Source organism: Gordonia sp. 852002-51296_SCH5728562-b, assembly GCF_001665475.1.
In the GTDB taxonomy this organism is placed as follows: Bacteria; Actinomycetota; Actinomycetes; order Mycobacteriales; family Mycobacteriaceae; genus Gordonia; species Gordonia sputi.
On the sequence record NZ_LZMI01000059.1, the window covers coordinates 1 to 19,427 of the forward strand.

Genomic DNA, 19,427 nt, shown 5'->3' on the forward strand with positions numbered 1-19,427 from the left:
CGCGTGTGCGCGCAGGCATGGCGAAGACGTCGGCGATGTTGTGGTAGTCCGGAAGTTCTTCTGCCGGAACAGAACCGGTGAAGATCACGTGATCAGCCACTCCCTCCTCGCGGGCGAGGCGGTGCAGTGTGTCGGCGTATGGCCCACCACCGACGATGACCAGCACGACGTCGGGCATCTCTTTGCGGATCAACGGCAGGGCACGGATGAGCATGTCCTGCCCCTTCCGCGGCACCAACCGCGACAGACACAAGATGGTCGGAGCGTCGCCGAGCCCCAACCGTGCGCGAACCTCTTCGCGGGCAACAGGATTCGGCGCGAAACGATCGGTGTCGACGCCGGGGGGAAGGTACTCGAGTGAGGCAGCGCGGCCGAAGGCCGAAGCGAAGCGATCCCTGGTGTACCTACTGACGTAGGTGATCGCGTCGGTGTGGTTTCCGATGTGGCGCAGCACTTGTCGAGCAACGGGCAGCATCGACCACCCCACCTCGTGGCCATGCGTGCTGGCGATGACGCGCTCAGCTCCCGCCCTACGCATCGCGGGAGCCATCACCGCGAGCGGTGCCGCGGCACCGAACCACACGGTCTCGATGCCCTCACTGCGGATGATCTCTGCGGCGCGACGCGCGACGAATGGCGTGGGCAGCATCAACGTCGTCCGGTGCCGGTAGACGCGATACGGTTGTCGCGCATCGAATTCCACGCTGCCCTTCCATCGGGGCGCGTAGACCACGACATCTTCGGGCGGCAACCTGTCGACGAGATTCTGCAGATACGACTGGATCCCACCGGCCCGTGGCGGAAAGTCGTTGGTCACCAACAGGGTTCGACGCACGGACCGTACTCCTTATCTCGGAACCTGTTCCGCGAGCCATCTGCGCCAGTCGGCGATCAGACGGTTGCGATCGACACCGAGAGCAGTCGCGATCGCGTTGTCTTGTCGGCCGACGTCTCCCGACGCCGCCACCCCGCGATAGAGGGCCTTCAGACGTGTTTCACCGTAGCGGTCGGCGACGTAGGCCGCGAGCGCCCACGCGGACTGGTACGCCAGAGCCGACTTGTCAGTCGCCACACCGAAATCCTCGTCCGACGGCAGCGCATCGGGACTCTGCCCCGCCCGCACCTGCGCGGCGAGATCCGGGGCGGCGTCGTCGAGACGCACGTAGGTTCCCTTACGGCCGACGTATTCGGCAACACCCTCGGTGATCCACAGCGGCGCGTCCTTTGCAGTCACCGAGCGCGTCGCGACGTGCGTGAGCTCGTGCCGCAAGACCACGGCAAGAGCCGGGGCGGGTAGGTCGTTGGCGGACGGAGCGAGCACGACGCGCTGACCGATCACCGTGTCACCGTCGACTCGATCGAACACGGTGGCCGCCGCGGCGGCGGAGGTGTCGGTCGCAGAACTGTGCGCGATCGCGGAGAACTCCTCCGGGGTCGCCGTTGCGACGACGACGGCCCGCCGCGGCCACTCCGAACCCCAGAACGCGGTGACGGCCGATACCGCCTGGCGCAGCGAGCGTCGCGTCCGATCCACTGTGACGGCGGTACCCGGGTACGACACCACTGCTGACGGCCCTCCCCCGGTGAGCACGTCCGTGGCCTCGAGACCCGGCAGGTTCCAGAGCTGGGTTGCCGGGGCGTCGTCGCCGAGAAGCGTTGCGTCGCCGACCAGTTTCCAGCTGTCCCCGTATCGCGCCACCACAAGCTCGCGATCCAGCGTGACCGTCGGCTCGTCGACGCCCGGCGTGCCGGCACCGCCGAGCGCATAACGCAACTGCACCGGCGCGACCCACGAGTCGGTACTGCCCTGCGCTTCGAGTCGGGCGGCAACCTCTGCGGGCATCTGGACCTCCGTACCCTGCGTCGACGCGAGCTGGTAGCCGAACTCCTTGAGCTTCAGAGCGGTTCCACGCGCGGGCACCGTGGTCGGCGAAGGCTGCGACTGTGAGGACGGCGACTGGGGGTTTGCTGACCGGGGGTTTGTCGACGGCTGCGACGCTGCGGCCGAGGTAGGTGTGGAGGTGCCTGTTCCGGAGAGATTATGGGCCGCGACGTTCAGGGAATCGCGGAACGTCGGAGACGTCGAGGAGTCGAGGAGTCCGTCGAGGCGAGCCCGATCCCCATCCGTCAGGGCGCGGGTGAGGTCGTCGAGGAGTCGCGCGACACCCTCCGAGCGTTCCTGCAGATAGATGTTGGGATTCGTGGTCGTCGTCGTGACCGACGACGACGTCGCTTGCTGCGGTTGACTATCCGACGAACAGGCCGACACACCCGCTGCGAGTGTCGTGGCAGCGAGGATCACACACGCGACGCGCGCAGCCGAGGCCTCAGCGTGCACGCTGTCCGCGCATCAGGCGTATCGCCGCGCGGCCGCGTACGGCCCGGCCTGGTCAATCGGCACCACCTTGACGGGTACGCCGAACGTCGACGCATGGATCACGTAGCCGTCGCCGACGTACATGCCGACATGGTGGGCATCCGGGTAGTAGATGATCAGGTCGCCGGGCTGAAGGTTGCCGCGGTCGACGGCCGTTCCGGAGCCCATCTGTGCCTCGCTCGAGCGCGGAAGCGTTTTACCCGCCTGCTGGTAGGCCCACACCATCAACCCGGAGCAGTCGAAGGAGTCAGGTCCGGTGGCGCCCCAGACGTAGGGATCTCCGATGCGGGTGAGCGCAGCCTGCACGGCAGCGAGCGCGGCGGACGTTCCCTTCGGCACCGCGCGGGGATCGAAGTCGAACTTGGGGCCGCGAAGTGCGCCGAGTTGCTTGCCGGTCATCGACTCGTACACGGCACGCACCTGGACCGCCTGCAGCTGCAGGTTTGCCTGCTTGGCCTGGACGTCGCCGCGCACACGCTCGGCAGCGGAGACGGCAGTCGTCGCCTCTGCGGCGGTGCGGTCGGACTTCGCCTTCGCCGCGGCCATCTGGGCGCGAGCCTTCTTGAGCCCCTTGAGATCAGCCGACGCCTGGCGGGAGATCACCTCGAGGCCAGACATCTGGTCGAGCAGTGACTGTGGCGAGTCGCTGACCAGCACCGCATAGAGCCGGTTGACCCGCGCACCCTTGTAGCTGGCGCGGACGATCGTGTCGACGCGCTTCTGATACGAGCTGAGCGTTTTGCGCGAGGTCTCGAGACTCTTCTGGGCCTCGGTCGAGTCTTTACGAGCCGCAGTGACGATGCCGCGCTGCTTGTCGTACTCGATCTGAGCGTTGTGCATCGCCTCCGACGACTTCTCGGCGTCGGTACTCAGTTTCTTGTACTGGGCGAGGAGCTGGTCGGGTGTGCGAGTCGGTTCCGCGTTCGACGGACCTGCTGTCGCCATCGAAAAGACTTGTGCGACAGCGATGATCACCGCTGTCACGACAACGACGTATGCCGCTCGCGATCGATGCGCCATTGCCTGCGATCCCGCAACCACTTCTGTGTTCACTCCCCTCACCGCCAGCAGCCTCCGGTCTCCGCAGAGGAGACCCGAACGCCGCGCTCCACCCTAACGTGAGTGTCGCGGGCAGCGACTGCGAGTCGGGCAGATCACGCATTCCTGCGTGATCTGCCCGACCTCACGAACTCGATCGATCTCGCCGCTCAGTAGCGACGGATACCGACCAAACTCCAATTCTTCACGACGTCCTTCTTCACGGGGACGCCGTAGGTCGATGCGTGGATGAACTGTCCGTTGCCGATGTAGAGGCCAACGTGTCCGCCACCGTTGAACACCAGGATGTCGCCCGGCTTCGCGTCGGCGAGCGAGGCAACCGCGGTGCCGCCGCCGAGCTGTCCGTAGCTGTCGCGCGGAATCGTCAGACCCGCCTGACGGAATGCCCAGCTGGTGAGGCCCGAGCAATCGAAGGCATTGGGGCCGGAGGCGCCGTAAGAGTAGGGCGAGCCGATCTTGGTCTCGGCAGCGCGCACGGCCTTCTCACCGGCGGTCTGCGTCGGTGCGAGCAGCGGAGCTCCGCCGCGCGGGCGCAGTTGCTGGGGGACCTGGTTGTCGCTGATGCCCGGAAGCGTGAACTTGCCGACGTTGGGGATCTCGACCGTGGCGTCGGGTGCCTTCGCGACGTCCTGCTTCTTGACGACCGGCGCCTTCTGCTGCTGGAACTGTGCCGGAATCTGCTTGGTGTCGACGCCGGGAAGCTCGAACGTGCCGACATTGGGCACGGTGACCGGCGCGGCCAGAGCGGGACCTGCGGCAGCGGCAAGCGAGCCGAACGTGATCGACCCGGCGATTACCGCCTTCTTTGCGACCTTGCCGCGGTCGGGCTGTTCCAAACGATGTTTGGCCACGAAGGGTGTTCTCCTTTTGTTCTCCCTCTACCGCCGACCGGGTTAGCTGTCGGGTTCGGGCCGGAAGAAATGGCCCTACGCGCATGCGATTCGAGTGCGAACACCCGGATCGAGAGCGCGATTCACCCCCATTCGGAAAGCTCCGAAAAAATGAGTGGTTCCCCGGTACGCCAAGACTCATAGCCTTGGCGATTGAGCGGTGACCCCCGCGAACCTCTCCTGTTGGAGCGGGACGCTTCGCAAAGGTCTCGGAAAGGTTACGAAACCGGATGCGTGTCTGTCCACTAACCGACAAACAGCGTGTTCGACGGCCGCACCTCAGCCCGCACGCAATGTCGGCGATCCAGACGACGAATTGGCCGCTTGAACTGCACAGATGCTTGCTCTTGCAGATCGTGCATCGGCGTTGGAGGCCATTGCAGCATGCGTGAATGTATCGATGGCGGCATGGATCTCGGCGTCGTTATCTCGGGCCTCTCTCGGCCATCCGCGCCGCGCGCCGGCGGCGGCATCCTGGCTGTTCAGCGGGCCGAAAAGCACTGTCATCACACAGCCGTCGCATGCGTGGTCGCGACCGGGGCAGGTGCTGCAATCGATGTCCATAATGTGATCTCCGTCTCAGTGGGGTGAAATCCTCGGGGATGCGCATGTCGTCGGGAGGCTTCCCCTCCTCCCGCCGGCGTCGCGCACCACTGACTCCTTCTGACGGGGAGACTAGGCACCCCCACCGACAAGTCCGGTCGACCGCGTCGAGCAGATGTCGCGCCTACAGGCGGCCCAGGGCGCGTCGCCACATCCGGAACACCCGTCTCACCAGCAACGAACCATCGATGTCGGTGGTTCGAACTATTGTTCGCGACGTGACGTCCTTTGGTGACCAGCTCTCGTTCTCTGACCTCGCGAGCTCCGACCTCGAGGGCTCCGATGTCGAGAACGCTCTCGACAACGAGTTCTCCGATCGGTCCCTGTTCGACACCACGCTCGTCGTGGTCGACCTCGAGACCACCGGCGGCAGTGCCACGAACGACCGCATCACCGAGATCGGCGCGGTGAAGATCCGCGGCGGTGAGGTACTCGGCGAGTTCGCGACCCTCGTCGATCCGGGACTACCGATTCCCCCGCAGATCGTGGCGCTGACCGGGATCACGGAGGCGATGGTCTACGACGCGCCGCGTATCGACGAGGTCTTGCCGTCATTCATCGAATTCGCGCGCGGATCGATTCTCGTCGCCCACAACGCCCGGTTCGACATGTCGTTCCTGCGGCAGAACGCCCTGCGCCTACACCTGCAGTGGCCGTTCAGCGCAACACTGTGCACGGTCACCATGGCCCGACGCATCCTCGGACGCGACGAGGCGCCGACGGTGCGCCTGTCCGCCCTGGCCGATCTGTTCGACGTCACCGTCCGCCCCACGCACCGCGCCCTCGACGACGCCCGCGCGACCGTCGAGGTCTTTCACCATCTCCTCGAGCGCGTCGGGAATCAGGGCGTGCAGAGCTATCGCGAACTCACCAGCTACCTGCCCCGCACCGATCCCCGACTGCGCGCCAAGCGGCATCTGGCCGACCGCATCCCCGCGCGCCCGGGCGTCTATCTGTTCCGCGGGCCGAGCGACGAGGTCCTCTACGTCGGCACGGCGTCGGATCTCCGTCGACGTGTGAGGTCCTATTTCTCGGGAGCCGATCCCCGACGCAGGATCGGCGAGATGGTGATGCTTGCCGAACGCGTCGATCACGTCGAGTGCGCGCACGCGCTCGAGGCAGGAGTTCGCGAGCTCCGATTGCTCGCCGCGCACGCCCCCGCGTACAACCGACGCTCGACACAACCCCACCGCGGCTGGTGGGTGACGCTGAGTAACGAGCGGTTCGCGCGGCTGCGCGTCGCCCGCACCCCGGGAGAAGTGGGCATCGGGCCGATCGGTAAACGCACCACGGCGACCGTGATCGCCGACCTCATCGCTCACGCCGCAGGGTTACGCACCTGCACAACCCGACTCGGCGCGACCGCCAGCCATCATTGGTGTCGACTCCCCGACGACGGCGGTCAAGTCGTCGGTGGATGTGCCGCCGCCTCGACACGCCCCCAGACGCTTCCCGACTACCTACCCGCGGTCACATCCGTCGTCGATCTGCTGCTCGGACGATCCGACACCATCCTCACGCGGCTCGCACACCGGCTCGACGTGGTCGCGGGAGCACAGATGTATGAGACCGCCGCGCGCCACCGGGACCGGATGGCCGCAACCATCGATCAACTCGCACGGAGTCAGCGCCTGAGTTCCCTCTGCGCGATCACCGAGCTGGTCGTCGCACGCTCGGACGGCGCGGGCGGCTGGGAGTTGGCGGTCATTCGGCACGGACGCCTCGCTGCGGCGGGCACCGCTCCTCGGGGACACGCACCGATGCCGGTCGTCGCGGCGCTGGTCTCGGCTGCCGAGACAGTGCTGCCGGACGACACCCCGCTTCGGGGCGCCTCGCCGGAGGAGGCAGGTCTGCTCTATCGCTGGGTGTCCGACCCCGCCACGCGCATCGTCGACGCCAGCGACGCGCTCGCCACGCCCATCGGATCGGCGCAGCGCTGGCTGGAGTGGTCACAGAGCGCCCACGACGCGCGGGACATCCGCACGTCGGGTCACCGGTCACGCCCGCGCGCCGATGGTGGCCGACTACGCTTGCCCGCATGATCACCGCCATCGTCCTGATCGACGCCGACGTCCACCAGATCCCCGAAACGGCACAGGCCGTTGCCGATATCCCGGGCGTCGAAGAGGTGTACTCATGTGCGGGCGATGTCGATCTGATCGCGAAGATCCGCGTGCGCGACCACGAGCAGATCGCCGAGGTCGTGACCGGCAAGATCAACCGGCTGCCGGGAGTACGACACAGCGCGACCCACATCGCGTTCCGCAGCTATTCGTCGAGCGCGGTCGAGGGCGGCTTCTCCATCGGCGAGGAGTGACCCACACCGAAGTGACCCACACCGGGCAGTCGGTACCTACTTGTCGGCGAGTTCTCCGCTGACCTGAGCCCACCGGTCGAGCAGCCGCGCGGCAGCGCCCGAATCGATCGACTCCGCGGCACGCTCGGTTGCCGCCGCGAATGCCGCGGTGAGCCCGGCGTTGTCGGTGGCTGACGTCTGCTCGTTGGCGACGAGTGCCCCCGCAGCATTGAGGAGCACCGCGTCGCGTACCGGACCCGTCGTTCCCGACAGCAGTTCCCGCGCGATGGCGGCGTTCACCGTCGCGTCTCCGCCCTGCAGCGCCGAGAGGTCGACGTAGTCGATCCCGAGGTCGCGCGGATCGATCGTCAGTTCGGTGACCGTGCCGTCGACGACCTGCCACACCGACGACGTGGTGGTCGTCGTGAGTTCGTCGAGGCCGTCGTCGCCACGCACCACGAGTACGGAACTGCCCCGCTCTGCGAATGCACGCGCGAGAACCGGAGCGAGATCGTCGAACGCACACCCGATCAATCCCGCACGCGGTTGTGCCGGGTTCGTCAGCGGGCCGAGCACGTTGAACACAGTCGGGATACCGATCTGCTGGCGTGCGGGAGCGGTGAAGCGGAACGCGGGGTGAAAGACCGGGGCGAAGCAGAACCCGATGCCGATCTGGTCGATGCACGCGGCAACCTCGGTGGCACCGAGCGAGATCGTCACGCCCAGGGCCTCCAACACGTCGGCTCCGCCGCTCTTCGACGACGCCGCGCGATTACCGTGCTTGACCACCGGCACGCCTGCAGCGGCGACGACGATCGACGTCATCGTCGAGATATTGACGGTGTGCGAGCGGTCGCCTCCCGTTCCGACGATGTCGATCGCCGCACGGTCGGTGTCGACGAGGGTGGCGTGGTCGAGCATCGCTTGCGACAGGCCTGCGAGTTCTGCCGGCGCAGCGCCCTTCATCTTCACGCCGACGCCGAACGCGGCGATCTGCGCCGACGTCGCGCTATCGGTCATGACCTCGTCCATGGCCCATCGTGCCTGGTCGACGGTCAGGTCGATGCCGTCGGTGACGGCCCCGAGGACCTGCGGCCAGGTGTAGCTCTGCTCGCTGCTCACCCCATGCACCTTAGTTGACCTGCGCACACGACCTGCTCGCGGTCACGCCCTGCGTCGTGCGATGCGCACGCAGCGAAGCCCGCGGTGCGATTCACCCCCGCCGCTGGACTATCTGCCACCCCACCGCGACACCCGCGTGCCTCGACGCCAAGCTCGCCATTCGCGAGCGCTCCTGCGAGAGGTGCAGCGCGTCGACGAGCTGGACGCGCGCAAGAACCACCGGTGCCAACCCGGCCGGAATCGCGAACCGGTCGGCGACAACGTCGACGGGTATCGCCTCGTACTCATCGAGCGCAGCCAGGCCCACTGCCGCCTCGACACTCTGGTCCGGCAGCGCCAGGACATGCCTCACCACGGCCTGAGCGTCGGGACGCAGCGTCGAAGTCTCGAGGATCGATGAGCTCGACGCTGCCTCGTCGTCGGACTCACCGACCACGACGACGTCGCGCTCGGTCACCGTGAGGACGTCGCGCGGCGTGGCTCGGCCTCCGATCATCGCGCGCCGCAACGTTTCCCAGCGTCGCGGCGCCATCGGCCGACCGTTGAGATCGAACTGTCGGCCGTCGCGCCGCGACTCCGGATCGTCGTGGTCGGAGGTACCCATGGAATCGAGCAAAGCACGGCGCCGACCCCTGGGTCCACCGGCACCCCTGACACGCCGAAAGACACCTCCGACCGGCGCCTACCAGCGGGAAGAGAAATAGTTCCCACGAATATCCGACCCGAGTGGTCAGGGCGTACTACGAACCGTCATACTTCAACCTGTGACTAGCGCTGTAGGTACCTCGGGAACAGCCATCACCTCGCGCGTGCACTCGCTCAACCGCCCCAACATGGTGAGTGTCGGCACGATCGTGTGGCTGTCCAGTGAGCTGATGTTCTTCGCTGGACTCTTTGCGATGTATTTCGTCGCACGCGCCAACGCCGGCCCAGCCGGTTGGCCGCCGGAGCCCACCGAACTGAATCTGAAACTGGCCATCCCGGTCACCACCGTCCTCATCTTGTCGTCGGTGACCTGTCAGATGGGCGTGTTCGCCGCCGAGCGCGGCGACGTCTTCGGGTTGCGCCGCTGGTACATCCTGACGTTCGTGATGGGCGCCTTCTTCGTCTGCGGCCAGGCCTACGAGTACTACCACCTGGTCGCCGAGGGCACGACCCTCTCGTCGAGCGCCTACGGCTCGGTCTTCTACATGGCGACCGGCTTCCACGGCTTGCACGTGATCGGCGGTCTCGTCGCCTTCATCTTCCTGTTGGTCCGCACCAAGCTCGCCAAGTTCACTCCGAACCAGGCGACTGCTGCGATCGTCGTGTCCTACTACTGGCACTTCGTCGACATCGTGTGGATCGCCCTGTTCGTCACCATCTACTTCATCCGATGAGCACTTCATCCGATGACACCGATCGCAACGAATAACTGACATGAGGCGAGAACGGTTCCATCCCGAACCACGTTCTCGCCAACAGCTGAGAAGTCCGTCCGCTAGTAGAGAGACCACGATGAGTTCATCTCCACCGGGACCGTCGGATAGCCCTTCCGACGTCGGTCAGGTCGACACAGTTACCTCGAGCAAGGCGCCGAACGCCGCGAAGAAGGCTCGTTCGCGTCGCAAGTTGCGCCGCCGCGCCAGTGGCGCGCTGCTGCTGCTCGCCGGCCTCATGATGGCAGGCGTTCTCGCGTCGTTGCTGTCGCCCAAGCCCCAGGTCGCCGTCGCAGATACCAACGACGCCGCTCTGATCCAGGACGGCAAGAAGCTCTACGAGAGCTCGTGCATCACCTGCCACGGCGCCAATCTGCAGGGTGTGGCCGACCGCGGCCCCTCGCTGATCGGCGTAGGCGATGCGGCCGTCTACTTCCAGGTTTCCACCGGCCGTATGCCCGCCGCACGTGGCGAGGCTCAGGCCCAGCGCAAGCCACCGAAGTTCGACACCGCGCAGATCGACCAGCTCGGCGCCTACATCCAGTCGCAGGGTGGCGGTCCGCGTCCGCTGTTCGAGAAGAATCCGGATGGCACCCGCAAGACCGAGAAGGTCATGCAGCGTCAAGCCGACGGTTCGATGAAGGAAGTCGTCCTGCCGGTCCTCGCACAGGACTCGCTGCGCGGCGACAACCTCGGCCGCGGTAGCGAACTGTTCCGTCTGAACTGCGCGTCGTGCCACAACTTCACCGGACGCGGCGGTGCGCTGTCGTCGGGTAAGTACGCGCCGACGCTCGACCACGTCAAGGAACAGCAGATCTACACGGCGATGCTCACCGGACCGCAGAACATGCCGAAGTTCTCCAATCGCCAGCTCTCGCTGGACGAGAAGAAGGACATCATCGGCTTCATCAAGTACGTCACCGAATCCAAGCCCCAGGGCGGACTGAGCCTCGGCGGCTTCGGCCCGGTCAGTGAGGGCATGGTGATGTGGTTTGTCGGAGTTGTGGCGGTCGTCGCCGCCGCGATGTGGATGGGATCACGAACATGAGCACCACGGACAAGGACACTCCGTCCGCTGATGAGCTTGACCAGATGACCAACGATGAACTGGTCAAGCTCGGTACCAACCTCGACGGCGTCGAGATCATCCATCGCGGTGAGCGCTTTCCTGAGCCGGGCACGAAGGCCGAGAAGCGCGCAGAACGCCAGATCGCCGTCTGGCTGATCATCGCAGGCATCTCCGCGCTGGCCTGCTTCGTGATCTTCCTGTGGAACCACTGGGAGTTCGCGCTGCCGGGGACCTCCGACTACTGGCGCTACACCCTCAACACACCGTTGCTCGGTGTGACGTTCGGTCTGTCGATCCTGTCGATCGGCGTTGCGCTCGTCCTCATCACGAAGAAGTTCATCCCGTCCGAGATCGCGGTCCAGGACCGTCACGACGGTCCGGGATCGACCGAGGTCGACAAGAAGACCATCGTCGCCGAACTCGTCGACTCGGGCTCGAAGTCGACGCTCGGCCGTCGCAAGATGCTGATCGGCTCCGGCCTCTTCGCATTCGGTGCGCTCGCGCTGACCGGCGTCGTCGCAGGCCTGGGTGGATTCATCAAGAACCCGTGGGCCAAGCGCGAGGACGCTCCCCTGTGGCATACCGGTTGGTCGCCGATCTACAACCCCAAATCGCAGCCCAACGAGACCGTCTTCCTTCGTCGCGATACCGGCAACCCGCACCAGGTGGCCCTGGTCCGGCCCGAGGACCTCGACGCAGGCGGCATGGAGACCGTGTTCCCGTGGCGCGTCTCCGATGGATATGGCGAGACCGAGGAGTCGCGCGAGAAGCTGCTCTGGGGACTGCGCTACGTCTCCAACCCCGTGATGCTCATCCGCTTGCGTCCCGAGGACGCAGCCCGGGCGATCAAGCGCAAGGGCCAGGAGAGCTTCAACTACGGCGACTACTTCGCCTACACGAAGGTCTGCAGCCACCTCGGTTGCCCGACCTCGCTGTACGAGCAGCGGACCAACCGCATCCTCTGCCCGTGCCATCAGTCGCAGTTCAACGCACTCGAGTACGCCAAGCCGGTGTTCGGTCCGGCCGCGCGTGCACTGGCGCAACTGCCGCTGACGGTCAATGATCAGGGGTACATGGTTGCCGCAGGCGACTTCATCGAACCCGTCGGACCCGCATTCTGGGAGCGCAAGTCATGAGCAATCGTCTCGCGAAGCAGGCCGAAGAGGTCGATTCCCGGTACCACCTCGCCGCGGGTATGCGGCGCCAGATCAACAAGGTGTTCCCGACCCACTGGTCGTTCATGCTCGGTGAGGTCGCGCTCTACAGCTTCGTCATCCTGCTGATCTCCGGTGTGTACCTGACCTTCTTCTTCGATCCGTCGATGTCCGAGGTCACCTACCACGGCGCATATCAGCCGCTCAACGGCGTCATGATGACCCGCGCGTACGAGACCACCCTGAACATCTCCTTCGAGGTGCGCGGCGGTCTGTTCGTACGCCAGATCCACCACTGGGCAGCGCTGCTGTTCGCGGCATCGATCATCATCCACATGGCCCGCATCTTCTTCACCGGCGCGTTCCGTCGCCCGCGTGAGGCCAACTGGATCATCGGCTGCCTGCTGCTGGTCCTGGCGATGTTCGAGGGCTTCTTCGGCTACTCACTGCCCGACGACCTGCTTTCGGGCACGGGCGTTCGCGCCGCGATGAGCGGCATCGTGCTGGGAATCCCGCTGGTCGGTACCTGGATTCACTGGGCACTGTTCGGTGGACAGTTCCCCGGCGACATCATCATTCCGCGCCTCTACGTGCTGCACATCCTGCTGTTCCCGGGCATCATCCTCGCTCTGATCGGTGCCCACCTGGCGCTGGTGTGGTACCAGAAGCACACCCAGTTCCCCGGCCCGGGACGCACTGAGAAGAACGTTGTCGGCGTCCGTATCCTGCCGGTGTTCGCCGCCAAGGGTGGAGCGATGTTCGCGTTCACCGCGGGCATTCTCGCGATCATGGCGGGCATCTTCCAGATCAACCCGGTGTGGGTGATCGGACCGTACAACCCCGCACACGTGTCGGCCGGTTCTCAGCCCGACATCTACATGATGTGGACCGACGGTCTAGCCCGTCTGATGCCTGCGTGGGAGCTGTACCTGGGTCACTACACGATTCCCGCGATCTTCTGGGTCGTCGTGATCATCACGCTCATGTTCGTCGTGATGTTCGCCTACCCCTGGATCGAGAAGAAGTTCACCGGCGACGACGCTCACCACAACCTGCTGCAGCGTCCGCGCGACACCCCGGTGCGCACGGCTATCGGCGCGATGGCGTTCTCGTTCTACATCATCCTGACGTTGAGCTGTATGAACGACATCATCGCCCTGAAGTTCCACATCTCGCTGAACGCGACGACGTGGATGGGTCGTATCGGTCTCATCATCGTGCCGCCGATCGCCTACTTCATCGCGTACCGGTGGGCCATCGGCCTGCAGCGCAGCGACCGCGCGGTGCTCGAGCACGGCATCGAGACCGGCATCATCAAGCGTCTGCCTCAGGGCGAGTACATCGAGATCCACCAGCCGCTCGGCCCGGTCGACGATCACGGTCACGCGATCCCGTTGCCGTACGAGGGCGCTGCGGTTCCGAAACGAATGAACAAACTCGGGCAGTCCGGCGCTCCGGGCACCGGTTCGGTGCTTGTCGCCGACCCGCCCGAGCAGCAGAAGCGCAACGTCGAGTTCGAGCACGAGCAGGAACGCGAAGAGATCGACGCCCTGCGCGAATTGCAGGCCAAGGGCGGCAACCCGCTCGACTGACCAGCTCTCGAAAACAGCAGTCTCCACACGGCTGCCGTCGCACTCCCGACGGCAGCCGTGTGTTGTTGTGGGACAAGCACTCCCCTCCCCCGCCGACCGCTACGGTTGAACGATGACACGAGTGCGACACATCGGACATCGCGACAAAGACCAACTACATCAGCTGACGAAGGAGCTCGGCACACTCGACGCCAACCTCTTCCAGGCGATCGCTCGTTCACCGAGCCCGCTGCTCGATAAGACGATGCCCAAACTCACCGCGGCAGCCGACTATTCGAAGCTGTGGATGGGCATCGGAGCCGGACTCATACTCAGCGGGCGCCCTCGCTGGCAGCGAGCAGCGGTCCGCGGGCTCGCGTCGCTCGCAGTGTCCAGTCTCGTCACCAACCAGGGCGCAAAACGGATCCGGCAACGCAAGCGACCCTCACCGTCGGTCGTGCCACTGGTGCGGCGGGCGGCGCACCAGCCGACGTCGAACTCTCTGCCGTCAGGCCATTCAGCAAGTGCCGCAGCCTTTTCCGTCGGTGTGGCGCTCGAGTCCCCGCCACTGGGCCTGGTCATGTCTGCACTCGCAGGCCTTGTCGGACTGTCCCGCGTCGCCACCGGAGCGCACTATCCGGGCGACGTGTTCATCGGGTTCGGGATCGGCGCAGCGGTAGCCACGCTCGGTGGCAAGATCGCGCCGCCGATCATCCCGCACAACATCGCGACACCCACCCCCACCACCGAGGCTGCGGCGCTACCCGTCGACGGTTCGGGACTGGTGGTCCTCGGTAACCCGGCGTCGGGTGACGGCAACAGCGAGAAGGTGCTTGCGGCCGTCCGGGCGGAGCTGCCGGGCGCCGAGATCATCGAACTCGGGCCAGATGACGACTACGCGTCGGTCGCGCGTGACGCAGCTCGACGAGCCAGCGCGCTCGGGGTGTGCGGCGGCGACGGCACGGTGGCCACCGTCGCGGCAGCGGCGCACGCGGCCGACCTCCCGCTCGCCGTCTTCCCCGGTGGCACGTTCAACCACTTCGCACGCGACATCGGGTGCGACACCGTCGATTCAGCGCTCGCCAAGGTAAGTGCGGGCGTCACGACCGCCGTCGACGCGGCAACACTCAACGACGAACGGCTCATCCTCAACACGGGGAGCATCGGTGCCTACCCCCATTACGTACGCGCCAGGACCAAGTGGGAGCACCGCGTGGGCAAGGGTGCTGCCAGTGCACTGGCGATGCTCCAGGTCGCCCGTCACTCCACACCGGTCGAGATCACCATCGACGGTAAGACCGTCAAGACATCACTGTTCCTCGTCGGAACGTCGATGTACGGCTCGGCAGGGTTTGCACCGGCACGACGCGAAAGACTCGACGACGGGCTCCTCGACGTCCGCTTCCTCGAGGCAGGCAAGCGGCTGGCGACCCTACGGGTACTGGCGAGCCTCGTGACCGGGCTGCTGCAGCGATCGAAGCTCTACCACGAGATGCAGGTGCCCGAGTTTGCCTTCACCACCGACGAACCCACCACCATCGCCCACGACGGCGAGGTCGGCGAGTCGTACACCTCCGCGCGTTTTCGCGCCGAGTACAGAACTCTGAAGGTCTACGGCCACAGCATCGTCGACGAGGACTGAGCCTTACGCGGCGGGCCGCACCACCCACGAGACCGCCGGATCACCAGACCGCCGCATCACCAGACGTCCCCGGCTCTCCACTCGCAGGAGAGCCGGGCGGCGGTTGAGTCAATCTCGACGTCGCGAATCAGAACCGCCCCTTCGTTGCACCGAGCGCGTGGTCGAGGTCGGTGTTGTCGAAGTCACCGTCGAACGCGGCGTCGAGTAGGCGCATCAGTTGGGGCATCCGCCCCGGCTCGAGGTATGCGGTATGACAAAGCCGCACCCGAGGGTCGGATGCGGCTGTCACGGAATGCGAAATGGGTTGGTGTATCAGTGCTTTTCGGGTCCGACGATGTACTCGAAGACGAGACCTGCCGCTGTGCCGATGATGCAGGCCGCGGCGAAGATCGCCAGCCAGATGTTGCCCGTCGCGAAAGCGATGGCGAACAGTGCAGCGCTCGCCGCGATCAGGATCGGCCACCAGGAGCCCGGGCTGAAGAAGCCCAGCTCGCCCGCGCCGTCCTCGATCTCGGCGTCTTCGTAATCCTCGGGACGGATCTCGACGCGTCGTGAGACGAACCGGAAGTAGGTACCGGCGATCAGGGTCAGACCGGCGCTGAAGAACATGCCGACGACTCCGACCCATTCAACGCCGTTGTCGGTGAGCGCGGTCAGCACTGTGTAGATGACACCGGCGCCTGCGAAGAAGAGCGTGAGCAGCTCGAAGAGTCTCGCTTCGATTTTCACTGGAGTGCTCCGATCGTGCAGTTCGCAAGCTTCGTGTTGCCGGCGTCACCGGAGGCTCCGACGGACCCGTCTGTGGCCCGACGCGTATCGAACGGAACGGTCACAACCGACTCGGGCTGCTGGCAGATGTGCTGCAGCGCCTGCGCGTTCGTCTTGCCGGGATTCTCCTGCCGGTACTTGATGTACGCGTCGAAGTCCTGTGGCGACACTGCACGAACCTCGAAGTTCATCATCGAGTGGTACGTGCCGCACATTTCCGCGCAGCGACCGACAAATGCACCTTCACGGTCGATCGAAGAGATCTGGAAGCGGTTGTCGGTGTGGTTCTGCTTCGGGAACGGCATGACGTCGCGCTTGAACAGGAACTCCGGAACCCAGAACGAGTGGATGACGTCGGCAGACGCCAGATCGAACTCGATCCGCTTGCTCGTCGGCAGCACCAGAACGGGAATCGTCGCCGACGATCCGACAGTCTCGATCTGGTTGAACTTCAGGTAGTCCCGCACGTCGTTGCTACGGCCACCGTCGGGGCCGGGGAGCTCGATGGTCTCGCCGTCGTGGATCTGACGGGTGTTCGCGGTCTCGAGATCGAACGGGTTACCGTCGCGGACGAAACCGTTGTACTTACTACCGTCGTCGAATGTGACGTCGCGGTAGCCGAACTTCCAGTTCCACTGGAACGCGGTGACGTCGACGACGACCTTCGAATCGTCGGTCTTCTTCTCGACGTTGGTCTGCACGATGACCGTGAAGTAGAAGAGCACCGCGATGATCACGAACGGGATGGCCGTATATGCCAGCTCGAGCGGCACGTTGTAGGCGGTCTGACGAGGGAACTCGTCCTTGCCCTTACCCGGCTTGTAGCGGTGGAAGGTGATCGTCCAGAAGATCAGAGCCCAGACGATGATGCCCATCACGAGTGCCGCGATGACCGACCAGCTCCACAGGTTGCCCATGTCAGTGGCCTCGGGGGTCACACCGTGCGGCCAGCCGAACCGCATCGCGGTTCGTCCGTCGCAACCCGACATCAACAGTGCGCCGACGCCAAGCGCCGCGACAGCTCCGACCCGCTTGAGGCCGACCCGGTTGGCCATCCGCGACGCCGACGTGGCACGCCGTACGCGGGGCCGTTCACCGTGTGCCAATTTCACGCCTTCCTGCCAGCTCGGAACCGTCGATCAGACGTCCGAGTCGCATCCCACCTGACCTGCAATGACACGCTTGGCGACATCGAACCCGCAGGCAACTGTCACCGTGCAGCGGGCACCGAAGCGCAGCCTTCGCGCCATGTACTACGCAGCGTAGACCAACTCGCGGGAACTTTTTCGGTTGGGGTGACTTCGCGCGTCGAAATCGTTTTCCGGCCCAGGTAATCCCCTCTCGACCGCGTGTTTCGACGACCCGCGAGCCCTATCCGGAAGGGTGTGTCGACCCCGCATACGGCATACTCGTCACCGCGGCGGTGACGTCATCGCCGCCCCTATTTTCCACGTCGAAAGAGGCTTTACTGGTGTGTGGCTTGCTCGGTCTGCTGACCTCCGATGAGACGGCGGCTGGTGCCGTCGACCTCGTCGCCAACGCCTCGCACTGCATGCGCCACCGCGGCCCGGACGAGCCCGGCACGTGGAACGACGCCGACATCGTGCTCGGCTTCAATCGCCTGTCGATCATCGACATCGATCATTCGCATCAGCCGCTGCGGTGGGGACCGCCGGAGAACCCCGACCGTTACGCGCTCGTCTTCAACGGCGAGATCTACAACTACCTCGAGATCCGCGCGCAGCTCGCCGCGGACGAAGGCGCGACCTTCCGCACCGAGGGCGACGGCGAGGCGATCGTCGCGGCCTTCCATCACTGGGGACCCGACGCCGTCCGACGTCTTCGTGGCATGTTCGCCTTCGCGATCTGGGACACCGAGACACGCTCGCTGTTCCTCGCCCGCGATCCGTTCGGTATCAAGCCGATGTTCATCGCGACCGGCCCCGGCGGGACCGCGTTCGGCAGCGAGAAGAAGAGCCTCCTGGAGCTGATCGGGCGCCTCGGCCTGCCCGACACGCTCGACGAGCGCGCACTCGAGCACTACGTCGTGCTGCAGTACGTTCCAGAGCCCGAGTCACTGCACTCGTCGATCCGTCGGCTCGAGTCGGGTTCGTACGCGACGGTCCGTCCGAGCGGCGCGCCGTCGGTCACCCGGTATTTCAGCCCGCAGTTCTCGGTCCGCCCCTTCACCGACGCCACACGTCAGAAGCGCTACGACGAGATCGCCGACGTCCTCTCCGACTCCGTCGCCAAGCACATGCGCGCCGACGTCACCGTCGGATCGTTCCTGTCCGGCGGTATCGATTCGACGGCCATCGCTGCGCTCGCGATCCAGCACAACCCCGATCTGATCACCTTCACCGCGGCGTTCGAGCGCGAAGGCTATTCGGAGGCCGACGTCGCAGCCGAGTCTGCGGCCGCCATCGGGGCCCGGCACATAGTGCGGACCGTGACCCCCGAGGAGTACATCGCCGCGATCCCGGAGATCATCTGGTACCTCGACGATCCGGTCGCCGACCCCGCACTCGTCCCGCTGTACTTCGTGGCCCAGACCGCTCGAGAGCACGTCAAGGTGGTGCTCTCGGGCGAGGGCGCCGACGAACTCTTCGGCGGGTACACCATCTACAAGGAGCCCCTCTCCCTGAAGGGCTTCGACCGCCTGCCCTCGACGCTTCGACGCCTCGCGGGCAAGGTCTCCGACCGCATCCCCGAGGGCACCCGCGGCAAGAGTCTGTTGCATCGCGGATCGCTGACACTCGAAGAGCGCTACTACGGGAACGCACGGAGCTTCGACGACGCCCGGCTCCGCGCCGTGCTGCGCGACTACCGTCCCGAGTGGACCCACACCGACGTGACCGAACCCGTCTACGCGCGCAGCGAGGGCTGGGACCCTGTCGCGCGGATGCAGCACATCGATCTCTACACATGGCTGCGCGGCGACATCCTGGTCAAGGCCGACAAGATGACGATGGCCAACTCACTGGAACTGCGCGTGCCGTTCCTGGACAACGAGGTCTTAAAGGTCGCCGAGGCGCTGCCGTTCGACGAGAAGATCAGTCACGGGACCACCAAGTACGCTCTCCGCAAGGCGCTCGAACAGATCGTCCCGGCGCACGTCCTGCATCGAAAGAAGCTCGGTTTCCCTGTCCCCATCCGCCACTGGCTTGCAGGCCCGGAGATGTACGACTGGGCGCGCGAGACGATCGAGAAGTCGCAGACCGACTATCTGCTGAACAAGCAGCCGATCCTCGACATGCTCGACGAGCACCGCGCAGGCACCGTCGACAACAGCCGGCGCCTCTGGACGCTCTTGATGTTCATGATCTGGCACGCGATCTTCGTCGAGAAGACGCTCATCCCCAACATCACCGACCACAGCTACCCCGTGCGGCTGTAGTGATCTCGACAAGCTCGATCAGCGGAGGTGGCTCGCCCCGCTGGTTGAGCCGGCCGCGAGC

At 65.4% G+C, this 19,427-nt stretch carries 16 protein-coding genes and 1 riboswitch; of the genes, 8 read left to right on the forward strand and 8 right to left on the reverse strand.

All coding sequences use genetic code 11. The features are described 5' to 3' along the window. The 4 genes from A5766_RS10085 to A5766_RS10100 form a co-directional block, all read right to left on the reverse strand. Positions 1-835, reverse strand: an 835-nt coding sequence (locus A5766_RS10085; RefSeq protein ID WP_064904675.1) for a glycosyltransferase family 4 protein, incomplete at its 3' end; no start/stop codon positions are given. Between the two features lie 12 nt (positions 836-847). Further along, positions 848-2,338 carry a peptidase MA family metallohydrolase gene (locus A5766_RS10090; RefSeq protein WP_064904563.1) on the reverse strand — a complete coding sequence of 497 codons (1,491 nt, stop codon included), beginning with the start codon at positions 2,336-2,338 and terminating at the stop codon, positions 848-850. A 12-nt stretch (positions 2,339-2,350) separates the two neighbouring features. Continuing rightward, positions 2,351-3,430, reverse strand: coding sequence for an NlpC/P60 family protein (locus tag A5766_RS10095; protein WP_442902955.1), 1,080 nt, complete (start codon positions 3,428-3,430; stop codon positions 2,351-2,353). A gap of 155 nt (positions 3,431-3,585) precedes the next feature. Next, entirely contained in the window at positions 3,586-4,287 is a 702-nt protein-coding gene (locus tag A5766_RS10100) for a C40 family peptidase (protein ID WP_064904565.1), read from the reverse strand. A 16-nt stretch (positions 4,288-4,303) separates the two neighbouring features. Next, a riboswitch (cyclic di-AMP (ydaO/yuaA leader) is annotated at positions 4,304-4,488 on the reverse strand. A gap of 629 nt (positions 4,489-5,117) precedes the next feature. Here A5766_RS10100 and A5766_RS10105 point away from each other — a divergent pair. Together A5766_RS10105 and A5766_RS10110 are read left to right on the forward strand one after the other, a co-directional pair. Then, the gene (locus A5766_RS10105; protein WP_064904568.1) at positions 5,118-6,971 is read left to right on the forward strand and encodes a DEDD exonuclease domain-containing protein; all 1,854 of its coding nucleotides are present in this window, start codon (positions 5,118-5,120) and stop codon (positions 6,969-6,971) included. Continuing rightward, on the forward strand, positions 6,968-7,246 hold the full coding sequence (locus A5766_RS10110; protein WP_005176218.1) for an Lrp/AsnC family transcriptional regulator: 279 nt from the start codon (positions 6,968-6,970) through the stop codon (positions 7,244-7,246). Before A5766_RS10105 ends, A5766_RS10110 begins: the two co-directional genes overlap by 4 nt. Before the next feature lie 36 nt (positions 7,247-7,282). Here the strand turns inward: A5766_RS10110 and trpD are convergent, their stop codons facing one another. Both trpD and A5766_RS10120 read right to left on the reverse strand, forming a co-directional pair. Beyond that, positions 7,283-8,347 (reverse strand): anthranilate phosphoribosyltransferase, encoded by a 1,065-nt coding sequence (trpD, locus tag A5766_RS10115; protein WP_064904570.1) that lies wholly within the window; start codon positions 8,345-8,347, stop codon positions 7,283-7,285. Between the two features lie 91 nt (positions 8,348-8,438). After that, positions 8,439-8,951, reverse strand: a complete 513-nt coding sequence (locus tag A5766_RS10120) for a hypothetical protein (protein WP_051993801.1) — start codon at positions 8,949-8,951, stop codon at positions 8,439-8,441. Positions 8,952-9,111: 160 nt separating this feature from the next. Here A5766_RS10120 and ctaE point away from each other — a divergent pair, with 160 nt between their 5' ends. The 5 genes from ctaE to A5766_RS10145 all read left to right on the forward strand — a co-directional run bounded on the left by ctaE (position 9,112) and on the right by A5766_RS10145 (position 15,201). Continuing rightward, positions 9,112-9,726, forward strand: a complete 615-nt coding sequence (ctaE, locus tag A5766_RS10125) for an aa3-type cytochrome oxidase subunit III (protein WP_174273044.1) — start codon at positions 9,112-9,114, stop codon at positions 9,724-9,726. A 118-nt stretch (positions 9,727-9,844) separates the two neighbouring features. Further along, a complete protein-coding gene (gene qcrC, locus A5766_RS10130) occupies positions 9,845-10,813 on the forward strand; it encodes a cytochrome bc1 complex diheme cytochrome c subunit (protein ID WP_005205528.1) in 969 nt (322 codons plus the stop codon). Beyond that, complete coding sequence (qcrA, locus tag A5766_RS10135; protein ID WP_005205527.1) at positions 10,810-11,970, forward strand: cytochrome bc1 complex Rieske iron-sulfur subunit; 1,161 nt, start codon at positions 10,810-10,812, stop codon at positions 11,968-11,970. Before qcrC ends, qcrA begins: the two co-directional genes overlap by 4 nt. Then, a complete protein-coding gene (gene qcrB, locus A5766_RS10140) occupies positions 11,967-13,580 on the forward strand; it encodes a cytochrome bc1 complex cytochrome b subunit (protein ID WP_005205525.1) in 1,614 nt (537 codons plus the stop codon). Before qcrA ends, qcrB begins: the two co-directional genes overlap by 4 nt. Positions 13,581-13,692: 112 nt before the next feature. Then, positions 13,693-15,201 (forward strand): bifunctional phosphatase PAP2/diacylglycerol kinase family protein, encoded by a 1,509-nt coding sequence (locus A5766_RS10145; protein ID WP_064904572.1) that lies wholly within the window; start codon positions 13,693-13,695, stop codon positions 15,199-15,201. A 312-nt stretch (positions 15,202-15,513) separates the two neighbouring features. Here A5766_RS10145 and A5766_RS10150 read toward each other — a convergent pair whose 3' ends face one another. After that, positions 15,514-15,930 (reverse strand): cytochrome c oxidase subunit 4, encoded by a 417-nt coding sequence (locus tag A5766_RS10150; RefSeq protein WP_064861425.1) that lies wholly within the window; start codon positions 15,928-15,930, stop codon positions 15,514-15,516. After that, positions 15,927-17,024 carry an aa3-type cytochrome oxidase subunit II gene (ctaC, locus tag A5766_RS10155; RefSeq protein ID WP_005205517.1) on the reverse strand — a complete coding sequence of 366 codons (1,098 nt, stop codon included), beginning with the start codon at positions 17,022-17,024 and terminating at the stop codon, positions 15,927-15,929. The genes A5766_RS10150 and ctaC overlap by 4 nt, the downstream gene beginning before the upstream one ends. 416 nt (positions 17,025-17,440) lie before the next feature. Between ctaC and asnB the strand changes: the two genes are divergently transcribed. After that, positions 17,441-19,366: an asparagine synthase (glutamine-hydrolyzing) gene (gene asnB / locus A5766_RS10160; protein WP_064904574.1), complete on the forward strand. Its 1,926-nt coding sequence runs from the start codon at positions 17,441-17,443 to the stop codon at positions 19,364-19,366. The last annotated feature ends 61 nt before the right edge of the window (positions 19,367-19,427 follow it).

Bases quoted from the DNA above. Each gene is read 5' to 3' on its own strand.
- ctaC (WP_005205517.1), bottom strand. From the start codon at position 17,024: ATGGCCAACCGGGTCGGCCTCAAGCGGGTCGGAGCTGTCGCGGCGCTT.
- qcrA (WP_005205527.1), top strand. From the start codon at position 10,810: ATGAGCACCACGGACAAGGACACTCCGTCCGCTGATGAGCTTGACCAG.
- A5766_RS10105 (WP_064904568.1), top strand. From the start codon at position 5,118: ATGTCGGTGGTTCGAACTATTGTTCGCGACGTGACGTCCTTTGGTGAC.
- A5766_RS10145 (WP_064904572.1), top strand. From the start codon at position 13,693: ATGACACGAGTGCGACACATCGGACATCGCGACAAAGACCAACTACAT.
- qcrC (WP_005205528.1), top strand. From the start codon at position 9,845: ATGAGTTCATCTCCACCGGGACCGTCGGATAGCCCTTCCGACGTCGGT.
- A5766_RS10110 (WP_005176218.1), top strand. From the start codon at position 6,968: ATGATCACCGCCATCGTCCTGATCGACGCCGACGTCCACCAGATCCCC.
- qcrB (WP_005205525.1), top strand. From the start codon at position 11,967: ATGAGCAATCGTCTCGCGAAGCAGGCCGAAGAGGTCGATTCCCGGTAC.
- A5766_RS10120 (WP_051993801.1), bottom strand. From the start codon at position 8,951: ATGGGTACCTCCGACCACGACGATCCGGAGTCGCGGCGCGACGGCCGA.